The organism is Synechococcus sp. BS55D, assembly GCF_004332415.1.
In the GTDB taxonomy this organism is placed as follows: Bacteria; Cyanobacteriota; Cyanobacteriia; order PCC-6307; family Cyanobiaceae; genus Synechococcus_C.
This window is the reverse complement of the sequence record NZ_PHQT01000001.1, coordinates 425004-437493: the sequence shown is the minus strand read 5'-3', so window position 1 is coordinate 437493 and position 12490 is coordinate 425004. Positions and strand designations below refer to the sequence as shown.

Genomic DNA, 12490 nt, shown 5'->3' with positions numbered 1-12490 from the left:
ATCAGGCTTGCTGCGCAGGAAGCGACTCTGCAAATACCTGCTGGTAGTGAGGGAACAACCAGCCCGGAAGCTTGTGTTCAGCCCCATCAACACGCATCGTGCCTGGCTCAAATAAAACCATTGCAATCAAAAAGGCATTCAATGCACCCTGACGCCCGAAGCCGCCGCCCGAAGCAGGATTGAGGGCTTGGGTGACCGCGTGCTTTTTGTGCTCTTCCACGGGAGTGAGGGCTTCCTTCTGGACCCCAGAACGAACGAGTGCCCAATAGCGGTCACCCAGATCAGTCGCCCAGATCTGCTGTAGTTCCGACTCGGGACAACGCTCAATCGCTTCGATCAGGCCGAAGCGAACTTGACGCAACTCCTGAAGGATTTCCTGATCCTCAGGGTCGATGTAATACAAATTAGAGAGGCCTAGAAGACGATTCAGCTGGATGCGATTGCCGATCAACTCCTGGAGAGTGGCCGGGAAGACTCCGAAGTCTGGCTGAGGCAAACCCGTTGCGGGGGCCTGCTGAGCCTGTGATGGTGTGGGTGTCGGCGGCTGAACTGCTGGGGCTGACATCGAAGGACCAGTCTCATAAAGAGACTGATAATCAGCAAGCAACCAGCCAGGGAGATTGGTCTGGGGATTGCTAATACGCAACAATCCGGGCGGTGAATACAAAAAATTGACAATCAGGAGCTGCACAGCCATTGGCGCCTGAAAACCCGCCTGGAGTCGCTCTCCGATGGCCGTGCGAAGGGACACCTGCGCAGGGGTGAAGCTGAACTGAGGGTCGAGTTGACGCACTAGTTGCTTGGTGGCATCCCCAAGGGGCGACGACCAAAGGCTGGGCAGCAGATCTTGGGGGGCTGCAAGCCAGAAGCGCGCCAGGGCATCCCTATCTGAGCTTGCTGTAATCCCTGCAAGATTCCAGGGGTGGGTCGGGAGCTCGAGCACTGGATCAATCAAGGCTTCTCTTGATCTTACGACCAGGTAATTGGGCTCGGAACTCTTGGCGGGCCAGCCAGAGTGTGAGCGCTGCAAGCACAGCCCCCATCAATAACGGCGCGAGCAACACCTGGGCCACCCAGAACAAACCTCGCCCCAACAGCCAGACCAGAATGGCCACATAGGGGACACAACAGACAACAGGAAACAGCCAGCGCTGCCAGCGACTGACGATGAACCAGTGCCGAACGCGCACAAGCGGAGAAAATCTCGTCATGGCATCAACGTGTGCTTGCGCATCAAGTCCGCCCTCAGATCACCTTTGAAGCTGGGCGGGGTTGACTCATCGAGCAGCCGCCAAAGGTGTGCTCGAGCTTCGCACAAACCTTCAGGTAAAACCTCAAGCAAATCATCAGCACCTTTCGCCGTTGTCAGCGGTTGAGAGGGATGGCTCGGGTAAGCCCTGAAGGCACGGACGGGATCAAGACTGACGGGATATCGCCCTGCCCTGCTGGCTTCAGGGGGTGCGGCCTGACGACGCTGCTCAAGCTCAGCGAACAGTGCTTCGTATTGATCCATCACCACATTCTGCGCGAACAACTCCCTGGCCCGAGCCGCTCCTGATCGCCCCATCGCACGGCGGAGAGTCGCACTCTCAAGAAGCGCAAGCAGAGCCTTCTCGGCCGCTTCACCATCGAGCTGCACCAGTTGAGCAAGCGCTCCGGCAACAGCGGAAAAACTCTCAATCCCCGAAAACTGCTGCCATCCGAGGCGAGCCGACAACGACTCAGCCGCTGAAGCCCAGCGGCTTGGCACGAGGTAACCGTCAATGCCATGGCGGACAAGATCTCGATAGCCATTCCAGTTGGAGGCGACCACGGGCAAGCCTGCGGCCATCGCTTCCGCCACAGCGAGTCCAAAGGTTTCCTGCGTGTTATCGACCAACGAGAGCGCAAGGTCTGCAGCGGCCAAGGCCTGGCGTTTGATCTCCTCACTGACTGGTTCAGCTCCGCCCAAACGATGGAACTGCACATTGGGACAGCACTGACGCAGGGTCTCCAGCGCCTGATGCTGAGAAGGTTGATCATCCGGACCGCACTCCAGAAGCACTAACGTCAGATTGAGCTGACGTGCCACCCGCTCAAGAAGCGCGTAGCTAGGCCATGGATCAAGCTTGGTGTAAACCGAAAGCCGACCGAGCCAAAGAACAACAGCCGCATCTGCAGGCAATTCCAAGGCAGCCCTAGCCGCCTGTTGACTGAGCTGGGTCGGTTCGATGGCTGAATCAGGAAGTGGTAAGGGAATCACAGGGAGCTGGGGGCGCAGGGCCTGCAGACGACGCGGGTCGCCTCCAGTCCGTTCCGCCAGGGCCTGCTCCCGACTGCCCAACACACCCTCCACGACCGCCCGCCCTGCCGTACTGGAGCAAATCAAGGCATCCCACGGCTGAACAGGCTCTGTCACCAGACCCTCAAGGTGAGCCAACGCTGCAGGCGTTGAAAGGGTGTGGATCTGGCCAATGAGAGAAAACGAAGAAGGCCCAACTGGCTGGCGCCAAAGGGCCCAACGACCGATCGAAGGATCCGGCAAAAACAAGCCGCCCCAGGGGATCACCCCCTCTGGATCGAGAAGATCCAACCCTTTGAGATCACCGCTAAAACCTTGATCGCGCAAGAACGGCAGCAGCTGCTGAAGCGACTGAGGCCTGGAAGTAGCCAGGGCCATGGGCCGCGAAGCCGCACGAGCGGCCCAACTTCTCAGCAACTGCTGTCCCGCCCAGCGGCGGCCGTTCAGTGCGCCACCACCCGGAAGCAGATCTCCGCTCGTGATCAGAGCCGGAAGCTGAACCACCGCTGCCTTGCCTTTGAATGGGAAGCCTATGGCCATGCGTCAGCGCTGATGCGGATGTTGCTGATCACCAACCTCTATCCGCCCCAGGAACTGGGAGGTTATGGGCGCTGCATGGCCGACTTTTGCTGGGGCCTGATGCGCAGAGGGCATCAAGTGCAGGTGCTCTGCAATGACGCCAGCTACCTCGGCGCGGCAGCAGAGATCGGTCCCAGCGGAGAGCCTGTGGCACGCCAATTGCTGCTGAGAGGCGATTTTTGCAACGGCGTGCACCTCATACGAGATGCGGCTCAACTGCAATGCATTGAAAAAGCAAACCGTGAGGTCATCCACCAGTGGCTGGAGAACGGTCGCTGGGACGGAATTCTGTTAGGCAATCTCGACCTGCTTGGAGTTGAGCTCCTGCACTGGATCCTGGAGAAAGGATCGCCGGTTCTGCATCACGTCGGTTTCGTGCACCCGCCGTACCCGATCGATCATCAGCCCAGAACAAGTCGTTATGTGCTGCTAGCAGCCAGTGCGGCTGTGCGCTCAAACCTCTGCAAGGAAGGCATCAACGCCGCCGAAGCACCAATCATCTACCCCGGAGCACGCACGGATCGTTTTGGCCCAGGCACCACTGATCGCCTGCTCCCGGAAACGCCATGCCAACGAGCGAACAAACCCTTGCATCTTTGTTTCGCTGGATTGCTCATGGAGAGCAAGGGCCCCCATACCTTGCTTGAAGCAATCGTCCTTCTGCATCAAAAGGGATACCCGATCCGCGCGAGCCTGGCAGGTGGACACTTCCAGAAAAGCTATGTGGAAGCGATGCAAGTTTATTGCGCTGACAACAACATCGATCACTTCATTACATTCCACAAGCAACTATCGCGGGACCAGCTGGCGCGCTTCTTCCGCTTGCACCATGCCGCTGTCTTCCCCTCCATCCACCCCGAAGCCTTTGGCATTGTTGCCGTGGAAGCCATGGCCAGCGGACTCGCTCTCCTTAGCAGCGCTGTAGGGGGAGCTGCCGAAGTGTTTGAGCACAACACAAGCGGCCTTGGTTTTGAAGCAGGAAATCCCAACAGCCTTGCCGCTCAAATTGAGCGTCTTTTCAAGGAACCCGGCCTGTTGCGTATGTTGCAGGAAAATGGCATGGAGCGAGCTCGAAACCGACTAGACGTTGGACGGTCGGCACGACAAATTGAAGCGATTATTTCGCAGATAGCAACCGCGTCGGAGCATTCAGGCATTCAGCATTTCTGAAAGCTGATTGAGCGTCAGTCTTTGATCGTAGAGCAAGGCTCGCTGCCTGGCAGACCTTCCAAGACTCTGACGCCTGACTGGATCTGCCAACAATTTCAGCACCTGATCTGCCAATCGGTCAGGCGCATTGATTGGAATCAATACACCTTCAACCCCATCTCGAATCACCTCGGAAACAGGCGCCCCTTCACTGCCAACAATGCAACAGCCACAGGCCATCGCCTCGATCAAGCTCCAACCAAGAATGAAAGGAAAACTGAGATAGACATGCACCCAACTAGCCTGCAACACGGCCATCAGTTGTGGATGGGGAATTCTGCCAAGAAAATGGATACGATCCAGATCCAACTGTCCCTCGAGCTCCTTAAGCATGCGTTGGCGCAGGGGTAATGGCCCAGCTTCACCTCCGTAACCTGCTTCATTGTCACCAACGATCAACACCCGCACCTGGGGGTGCTGAGTGAATACTTTGGGGAGCGAACGCATGAACACATCAAAGCCGCGCAACCGTTCCAAATTGCGGTTCACCAGGGTGATCGTTGGCACTGATCGATCGATTGTGATCCCTCGCAACGCAAAGCTCACCGACGGATTGGGCTTCGCCAGCTGGGTGTCGATTCCCTCATGAATCACATGCAAGCGCCGATCACGAAACTCCAGCGGAAGACTGTTGGCCTGATGCTCCGTCGGCATGACCCAGGCGCTGGCATCAGCCAGGGCTGCCCGGGTCATGGCATTGCGGCCGAGCTGCTCCAGCTGACTCTCGAGGCTGATCGAGGGTTTCAGCGGATCCACCCCATAGCCTCCGTGCTCAGGACGCACCCAAAGCTCTGGCCAGAGAATCTGGGGTACGTCAGGCCAGACCGAGGAAAGTCCCAGGGTCTCTCCCCACCCGGAATGCCCCAGGATGCGATCGGGCTTCCATCCATCGGCGGCCAGGCTCTGCGCCAATCTCGCCACAGCGAACGCCCGCTGCTGCCCGTCATGCCACAGCTGCGATCCCAGCGGCACCCCAGAAAGTTTTTCCGGTTCGCTGTAGCGAAACAAGCGGCCCTTCAGCGCCACTGGGCGTTGATGGCTGCAGATGGCCACCAATTCATGACCGCGACTTTCCAGATGGGGAGCCAACTGACGAAACTGGCCCGGAAAGTTCTGATGAACCAACAGCAATCGCACCTAGCACCCCGATGACTGACGCCCATTCTCCCTGGCCCCTGTTCTGCAATGACTTGGAACAGGCACAGCAATGGGTGGGTGATCAACTTGCCAACGCACCCTGCGATCTCCAGCTCGGGCACCAGGCCCTAAGCCTGGGGATGAACGGGACGGTGAGAGAGATCCTGAGTCGAGAGGATCTTCCCCTTCAAGACTCGACCGGTCGCCAGTGGCGATTCCGACTGGCAAGGCTGCAGGGTGTGAGCAACCCCTATTCAGAGCTGATTCCACCCGATGTACAGGCCTTCACCGATCTCCAAATGGACCATGCCCGACGCATGAGCGTGCCGGCCGTGGTGAGCCTGCTGGGCGGGATAGGCGATCACCTTGAAGTGATCAGCATGCTGTTGGCGTGGAGCCGCATCGAAAGCCACCCGCTCATCTTGCAGGTGACACCTGAACGCCAAGAGGCGCTCGCGCCGCTGGTCGAACCAATCCCGCAGCTGTCCCTACAGAGCACCATTCACCCACGGGCAATCCAAGGGATGGCCATGCGCGAATGGATCTGTCGACACCACGGCGTCATCCGCTTCGGGGCCTGGATCCAAGTCGGCCACGAAGCCAATGACAAGCCAAAGGGGACCCTGTGCTGCTGGAAAGCAAAAGGAGAAGACAATCTGCTCTCGGCCTATCTACGCTCTGTGCCGTTCGCGCTTGTTATGGACTTCTACAAGAAAGCCTTAGCAAAAGATCCAAAAGTTGAATTGATTGACATCAGCGACTGGACACCACATGAGAAGCACCAGCTCAAAGCACTGGGAGTGCAGTGCCGCGATCCCCGCGCAATCGGCCTAAAGGGACTCATTCAGCTCTGCCTACCGCGAGAAATCATCACCATCGACACAGCCCTGGCACACCTATGTGCGGTGATGGGTAAAGACACCACTCTTTTGCTCAACCATTTCCCTGACGAGCGCTGGGTTGAGCTCCATCAGCCGCACCATTGCTATGGGCAACATCTTCGGATCAAGAAGCAGGTTCATTTCTCAGATTGGACTGAAACCTTATCAGCACTGATATCTTGAACAGATTCATCATCCGGGAGCGAAACGGAGTTGCCAATCAAACAGTGAAACGAGCGGCCCCAATGTTGAAGCTCTAGCCATGAACCCATCGCCATTACTGGCTTATAGAGCCGAAAAGTCTTTGAAATTCCAAGAGTGGCCGCACTCTCAAGCGGGGAAACAAATGAGCAATCACCATCGAGCCAATGCTCGCTTTCCACCCAGGCCTGCAACTGGCTTGCGCTCAACACAAAGCAGCCAGCATGAGGATTTCTAGGCGACTCAAAGTAGACCGGTCCACCTGGACATGGAGCCGCCAAGCTTGGGCCAGGCTCTGGAATCACATAGCGCAGGTCTGATTCCAGCATTGGACCATCAATAAAGAAGCGATCCACATCACTGGGATCAGAAGCTAGCTCAATGCGGTGTGGCAACAAAAGGCAATCATCACCCACATGATTACGGAACCAATCAATCTTTTTAAAAAACCATGAATCATGAATGATCAGATCATCTTCGAAATAGCCATACATGTCGTAGGCCTGATCGAGCCGGCTGGCTAAGAAGCGCTGCGCTTCAAAACCAAGGTGCCTCGGAGAGCTCGGGTTAGCAATCACCATCTGGAACAAGCCTCGATAGGGGGGGTCGAGTCGATCCAGCACATGGTGTTCACCATCGGTGATCACCTTGATATCGATCTGATGCTGCAACTGTCGGTTCGCACGATCCGCCGTCATTGAGGCCATATTGAGCTGCGCTTGCCTTACGCCAAGGCGTTGCAAGCCCAGGAGCTGCTGCTGGAAAGCCTCGATCCGCGGCCTGGGATCAGGCCTCAAAGACCCGTGCGCCCCACCGCCGTCGGGATCCCAATAATGGACAATTGCCAGAAGGATCCGCACCAGCGCCCTATTCCAGAACTCATTTTCTCATGGCAGGCAAGTGGCTCCAACCCTTTCCATGGAACGTTGACCGAAGCACCTTGAAGTTGCTGTGCAACGGGAGAGCCCCTTGGCTTGAAGTAGAGATTGCTGGCCAGAACACCAGTATTGCCTGCGTTCGTGCGGCAGACCTGGCGCTAGGCAAGCGCCTGGAGGTGCAACTCCGGATGGCTCAGCACATGGCAGAGCTGCTGGCACCAAGATTCTGCGGGGAGACGATCAGGATCCAACTGCATGATGAAGACCCAGGCGTGGGCTGCCTGCGGATGGATGCAGCCACTGGGGCCGACACAGACTCTTCACCACTCATCCCCGACCCCTACTGCTTAGGCACCAATGGCTATGCAGGCTTCCGAGAGCAGCTACTCACCAAACCACTTCCCGCCTGGAGCGAACGACTACCCGTCGTGTTCTGGCGAGGCGCGACGACTGGCAACAAAGACATCACCACCTCCACCCTGGAGAGCAACCTTCGCTATCAACTCTGCCGTCGGACTCTGTCAAATCCGGCCCGTGTTGACGCCCGTTTCAACCAAGTTGTGCAATGCCTCAATGCGAGCAGCAAGGCGGCAGTGGAGGCAAATCTGCGAAGGGAGAGCTTAATGGGAACAACCGTTGGACCATGGCATGCCAGCTTGCACGCCTGGTTGATCGATATTGATGGCAATGTCAACTCCTGGGGACTGCTCTGGAAGCTGCTCTCTGGCAGTTGCGTACTACGTGTATTCAGCCACCGCCAGCAATGGTTTCACCGCCGCATGATTCCTTGGATCCATGTGGTTCCAATCGCACCCGACCTGAGCAATTTTGATGAACGGGTTGAATGGTGTCTGGAGAATCAATCACAATGCGAGACGATTGCAGCAGCAGGCCAAAGACTGGGGATGCAAATCCTTGCCGATCTCAATCATGATCTTTGTTCAGCAACGGTTCGCTACGCCCAACATTGGTTGAAGACATGAGCTGGAAGCCCCATGAATGGATGAACCAGGGGGGTGGCTTGCTCGCCACCAATCCTCTTTTAGCACAACGGCTCATAAGCAAAGGACTGACTCTGGAACCAACCCAAGCGGTCGGCTGGTTCAATCTCGGCATCGGCCTGCATCAGCAACGCAAGATTTCAGAGGCGATCAAGGCCTATCAACATTGCCTGCGGTTGAATCACTCAGTCGATACTGGTATTGCTGCCCGCAACAACCTTGCACAAGATCTACTGCTCAACGGTGAGTGGCAAGCAGGCTGGAGCCTTTATGAGCAACGTTTCACTCGAAAACCTGGAAATTATCCAATTTTCGAGGAGGCCTTTGGCCCAGCCAGTAGAAAAACACCACAACCAGGGCGACCTGTCTTACTCATGACCGAACAAGGTCTTGGGGATACCCTGCAATTTTCACGCTATGCCTTAGCTCTGCAAACTCAAGGAGTTGACGTTACGATGCTGAGTCAACCGCCGCTGGTTGAGCTGCTGGAGAAAGACATTGGCCTGCGACAGGTCACGGATCGACTCGATTTGGAAGAACAACTACGACGAAATCCGATTTGGATGCCGATAATGAATCTGGCTCCATTGATGGGATGCATTAGAAAGACAATCCCATTCCAACGCGGCTATTTGCAGTGTGAACCAGCTCTTGCAGCCAAATGGCAACATCGACTGCAACGCAAACCGAACCACCTCCTGATCGGCCTTCACTGGCAAGGCAACCCAGAGCATGAGCACAGTCTCTACTCTCGTGGTCGCTCACTCCAGTTCAACCACTGGCTTGGGCTTCAATGTAGCGATCAGCTTGAATTTGTTTCAATCCAAAAAGGACAAGCCAGCGAACAACTAAGAACCGATCAGGGCCTCAATTTTGTCGCAGGGCAGGCCGCAGTGACTGCATCGATGGATTTCCGCGAAACAGCCGCGGTGCTGGCAAATTGCGACTTGCTGATCACATCCGATAGCAGCGTTGCCCATCTCGCAGGAGCGATGGGCTTGCCAACATGGCTTGCTCTGCGCTGGATTCCCGAATGGCGATGGGGCCTTGATGGCAGCAACACTCATTGGTATTCAAGCCTGCGCCTGTTCAGGCAACATCAAGATGGAGACTGGCCTGGAGTGGTGCAAGCCATGAAGCTGGCCCTGGAACAACTAAGACCTCAGGGGTTTGAGCGATTTTACAATTGAGAACAACCTCTCAAAGCTCGACCTCCAGCTCAAAGAATCCAGCTGCTCAGCAGTCACTTGACCACGCAAAGACTGCATCGGAAGTCGATCTTCAAGACAGTCGAGCATAAGCCGGTATAAGGAAGTCGGATCAGGTTCACCCCAGTGACGGAAATTATCACCATCATTAACTGGTAGCTTTAATGAATCTTGGCATGGCAAGGGCACAATCCCAGGACAGCCCAGACGCATCAAGTCAAGATGACCTGAATTCGCAGACAATAACGTTGGGACGCCACAGGCAATGGCCTCCATTGCAACAAGATTTGTTCCTCCTTCACAACGATTGGGGAAGGCAGCCAAATCAGCTTGTTTGATCAAAGAAGCCATTTGGGCTGAATTCAAGACACCTGGCACAACAATATTGCTTCGAGGTATTCCCTGAGACACCAACCAACCGGAAATAGATTCAGCATCGCCCTTATCAGGCGATCCCGAGAGATAAGGGGACATTGCAATACTAGGAAGGGAAGCACTGTCATTGCACCATGCCGCAATCAAAACAGCATCTGGGCAGACCACCAATAAACGACGAAATGCCTCAACCAAAACATCTTGACCCTTCCGAATCTCCAATTTGCCGCCCGAGAAGATAACTAAACCAGCTTGCTTGAAACGATGAACAGGGATGGGATTGAAAATTGCCGTATCCACCCCCTGAAGCACTCTGACCGAATGAGAAAGCCCATGACGAAGCAGGACATTTTTATTCCAAGTGGAGCCTGCAACAACCAGATCAAAAGAATGTAGATAATCAACGAGATCGCCGCCAAGTTTATCGACCTCAAAAAAACCAATTGCAATTTTTTTACGGCCATTCAAAGGCAAGCAACTCTTGCCGTCCAATCCATTACCGAAACCATGAAAGGCATAATCAAAAGAAAGCCCAGGGTCATAATGTTCTGGCGGCAAGGAACCAAAGAGGTCTTGACTTGCCGCATTGATCTGGCGCGACAATAAAGACCACTCGTCTCCACAAGCCGGTGTTTTTGCTGCTCCAAAGGGGGTATAGGGCCAGGCCAAGCGATTACGCACAAGGGCAGCACAAAGTTGCTTTGCGTAGTTTCCCCAGCCTGTCCATGGTGCAGGAGCCAAGCCTACAAAGGCAGTAGCAAGTTGCTCGCTCATGTCAAGCAGTAATGGGTCAAGATTCAGTCATGGCAAGTATGGAATGCATGCGATCGACATACTCTGCCCAACTCTGCAAAGGCATGCGCCTCAGCTCCTCTCGGCGTTCAGACAACAGCGACGGCTGAAGAATCAATCGCTTGAGACAGCGAACCAACTCCTTCCAATCGGAACCTGCCAGAAGCTCACAGCCCTTCGAGACCTGCGCAGCCTCCAGCGATGGCACCGATGTGCAGAGACAAGGTGTACCAAGCCAAAGACTTTCCAACACGGGCAAACCGAACCCTTCCAGCAAGGACGGATACACACTGAGATCTGCTCCGGCATACAGCTGCTGAAGAGCCGCATCATCCGCGCACTGATGCCAATGCACAGGCAATCCCAAGGCGATGGCGCGCTGCACCATGGCAGCAACCTTGGGATTATTGGCCCAACCCACAAGTTCCAACTCGAGGGCACCAGGCATCTGACTCTCCAGCCACGCCAAGGCTCTCAGTAAACCCTTGTGATTCTTGCGGGGCTCCAAAGAGCCAACTTGCAGCAACTTCAAAGGTTTGAGGGCTCCCTGTGGGGGCGGCCCCTGCGCAGGCCAACACCGACTCACGCCTGGAATTTCTGCTGCGAGGGGCAGCACCACCAAGTGGCCACGAGGAGTGATCGCTTTGCTTTGCCAGAAGCGACGCAAGTCATCGGCTACAGCCCTGGATGTGGCAAGCACCAAGTTGCATTCCGCCAGGCCACTCATGTAGGTCGCGTGGTGTTCCGTGGCTGCACCACCCCAGCGCAATGGAATGGCGTCATGGAACACTGTCGCCAACCTCCATTCCCGTTGCTCGCACCACTCACGCACAAAAGCCACGCGAGGTTGATGAGGTCCACTCAGCAGCTCTGGCACCAGCAACCAACTACCGGGAGGGGGCAACTCGGATGCCCAAGAATGCGCCAAGGGTCCGCTCCATTGAGCCAGATGATTGCAGGCTTCCGCTCCAGCCAAACGCAGAGCTTGAGACGACGGGTCGTACACCAAAGGAGCGACAGGCTCGCCGGCATCAATCAGGGCACGGGCGATGGCACGAACACAACGCTGGATGCCGGTGTTGTATTGAAACCGACTGGTGTGGTGACAGTAGAGAGCAAAGCCCTTCATGCCAGACCATCGCTCCACATTGCCTTCAACTGTCGGCGCCGGCGATCCGGATAGGTGGGATGCCAGGCGATCGAATCGTTGTGGATGACCAACGGCGTGACATTCGGACACGCCACAACGAGGCCCTCTTGACCAGCGGCCAGACAAAACGCCCAGTGCTCACAGCCTTGATCTCCTTGCCATTGCAACTGCAAACGACGGGGCAAGGTCATGGGCATCACCGCGATACCGCCAAAGGCTGACCGCACCGCCACAGGACGGCCCGCCATCCAAGCGGCGCGTTCCTCCAGATTCCAGAGAGGGACCCTCGCACCTGTGATGCCAAGACGGCCGGCGTGATCGATCAAGGCGAAAGTGTCGTAATAGCTCCAAGGGCTTCGCCCGAAGATGTCGGGGAGGTTCTGCAGAGCGCTAGCGCAGGCCATCACCACACCTGCCCGTCGCTGGAGCTCCTCGATCAACTGCCAGATGTGTTCGGGCTTGGCATGGAGATCGGCATCGATGACAACGAGCCAATCGAGGGGCTCATCTGCGAAAGCCGCGAGGGCCTTGTTACGCGCCTCAGCCATCCGCATGGTGCGGCTGATCTCGCGCCCACGCAGACGGGGAGCGCCCAGTTGTTCGCTTTGCAAGACGCCAGCTCGCCCCCGAAGCCAAAAGGCCAAGCGCTCTGGCGTGCCGTCGGTGGAATCGTTTTCGTAAAAACTGCAGAACAGGTGATCTACCCGAGAGTCAGCCTCCAGGCCCTCAAGCAACTGGAAAAAACGCGGCAGCGCGTTGATTTCATCGCGCAAGGTGGCCAGCACACCAATGCGCATG

12 protein-coding genes are annotated in these 12490 nt (G+C 56.2%); 4 read left to right on the top strand and 8 right to left on the bottom strand.

Annotated features, from left to right (window positions below; all coding sequences use genetic code 11):
* Position 1: 1 nt before the first annotated feature.
* Genes CWE16_RS02145 through CWE16_RS02135 form a run of 3 tightly spaced genes read right to left on the bottom strand, consistent with a single transcriptional unit; the run spans position 2 to position 2821 of the window.
* Complete coding sequence (locus CWE16_RS02145; protein ID WP_236629511.1) at positions 2–943, bottom strand: hypothetical protein; 942 nt, start codon at positions 941–943, stop codon at positions 2–4.
* 4 nt (positions 944–947) lie between these two features.
* Positions 948–1211 (bottom strand): hypothetical protein, encoded by a 264-nt coding sequence (locus CWE16_RS02140; protein ID WP_131592558.1) that lies wholly within the window; start codon positions 1209–1211, stop codon positions 948–950.
* Positions 1208–2821: a glycosyltransferase gene (locus CWE16_RS02135; RefSeq protein ID WP_131592556.1), complete on the bottom strand. Its 1614-nt coding sequence runs from the start codon at positions 2819–2821 to the stop codon at positions 1208–1210. The genes CWE16_RS02140 and CWE16_RS02135 overlap by 4 nt, the downstream gene beginning before the upstream one ends.
* A gap of 12 nt (positions 2822–2833) precedes the next feature.
* Here CWE16_RS02135 and CWE16_RS02130 point away from each other — a divergent pair, with 12 nt between their 5' ends.
* On the top strand, positions 2834–4030 hold the full coding sequence (locus CWE16_RS02130; protein WP_131592554.1) for a glycosyltransferase family 4 protein: 1197 nt from the start codon (positions 2834–2836) through the stop codon (positions 4028–4030).
* Here the strand turns inward: CWE16_RS02130 and CWE16_RS02125 are convergent.
* Positions 4010–5194 (bottom strand): glycosyltransferase, encoded by a 1185-nt coding sequence (locus CWE16_RS02125; RefSeq protein WP_236629510.1) that lies wholly within the window; start codon positions 5192–5194, stop codon positions 4010–4012. The two genes, CWE16_RS02130 and CWE16_RS02125, sit on opposite strands and share 21 nt — an antisense overlap.
* A 251-nt stretch (positions 5195–5445) precedes the next feature.
* Between CWE16_RS02125 and CWE16_RS02120 the strand changes: the two genes are divergently transcribed.
* Entirely contained in the window at positions 5446–6270 is an 825-nt protein-coding gene (locus tag CWE16_RS02120) for a hypothetical protein (RefSeq protein ID WP_131592550.1), read from the top strand.
* Here CWE16_RS02120 and CWE16_RS02115 read toward each other — a convergent pair.
* Positions 6225–7148 (bottom strand): calcium-binding protein, encoded by a 924-nt coding sequence (locus tag CWE16_RS02115; protein ID WP_131592548.1) that lies wholly within the window; start codon positions 7146–7148, stop codon positions 6225–6227. The two genes, CWE16_RS02120 and CWE16_RS02115, sit on opposite strands and share 46 nt — an antisense overlap.
* Positions 7149–7177: 29 nt before the next feature.
* Between CWE16_RS02115 and CWE16_RS02110 the strand changes: the two genes are divergently transcribed.
* Positions 7178–8149: a glycosyl transferase family 90 gene (locus CWE16_RS02110; protein WP_131592546.1), complete on the top strand. Its 972-nt coding sequence runs from the start codon at positions 7178–7180 to the stop codon at positions 8147–8149.
* Positions 8146–9357, top strand: a complete 1212-nt coding sequence (locus tag CWE16_RS02105; RefSeq protein ID WP_131592544.1) for a glycosyltransferase family 9 protein — start codon at positions 8146–8148, stop codon at positions 9355–9357. Before CWE16_RS02110 ends, CWE16_RS02105 begins: the two co-directional genes overlap by 4 nt.
* Here the strand turns inward: CWE16_RS02105 and CWE16_RS02100 are convergent.
* From CWE16_RS02100 to CWE16_RS02090, 3 genes are read right to left on the bottom strand one after another with little or no spacing between them, the layout of a single operon-like run.
* Positions 9322–10524 carry a glycosyltransferase family 4 protein gene (locus tag CWE16_RS02100; RefSeq protein ID WP_131592542.1) on the bottom strand — a complete coding sequence of 401 codons (1203 nt, stop codon included), beginning with the start codon at positions 10522–10524 and terminating at the stop codon, positions 9322–9324. The genes CWE16_RS02105 and CWE16_RS02100 overlap by 36 nt on opposite strands.
* Before the next feature lie 16 nt (positions 10525–10540).
* Positions 10541–11689: a glycosyltransferase gene (locus tag CWE16_RS02095; protein ID WP_131592540.1), complete on the bottom strand. Its 1149-nt coding sequence runs from the start codon at positions 11687–11689 to the stop codon at positions 10541–10543.
* Positions 11668–12489, bottom strand: coding sequence for a glycosyltransferase (locus tag CWE16_RS02090; RefSeq protein ID WP_131592538.1), 822 nt, complete (start codon positions 12487–12489; stop codon positions 11668–11670). Before CWE16_RS02090 ends, CWE16_RS02095 begins: the two co-directional genes overlap by 22 nt.
* Between the last annotated feature and the right edge of the window lies 1 nt (position 12490).

Excerpts from the sequence above, each read along its gene's own strand:
- CWE16_RS02100 (WP_131592542.1), bottom strand. The coding sequence starts at position 10,524 with ATGAGCGAGCAACTTGCTACTGCCTTTGTAGGCTTGGCTCCTGCACCA.
- CWE16_RS02105 (WP_131592544.1), top strand. The coding sequence starts at position 8,146 with ATGAGCTGGAAGCCCCATGAATGGATGAACCAGGGGGGTGGCTTGCTC.
- CWE16_RS02110 (WP_131592546.1), top strand. The coding sequence starts at position 7,178 with ATGGCAGGCAAGTGGCTCCAACCCTTTCCATGGAACGTTGACCGAAGC.
- CWE16_RS02090 (WP_131592538.1), bottom strand. The coding sequence starts at position 12,489 with ATGCGCATTGGTGTGCTGGCCACCTTGCGCGATGAAATCAACGCGCTG.
- CWE16_RS02135 (WP_131592556.1), bottom strand. The coding sequence starts at position 2,821 with ATGGCCATAGGCTTCCCATTCAAAGGCAAGGCAGCGGTGGTTCAGCTT.
- CWE16_RS02130 (WP_131592554.1), top strand. The coding sequence starts at position 2,834 with ATGCGGATGTTGCTGATCACCAACCTCTATCCGCCCCAGGAACTGGGA.
- CWE16_RS02140 (WP_131592558.1), bottom strand. The coding sequence starts at position 1,211 with ATGACGAGATTTTCTCCGCTTGTGCGCGTTCGGCACTGGTTCATCGTC.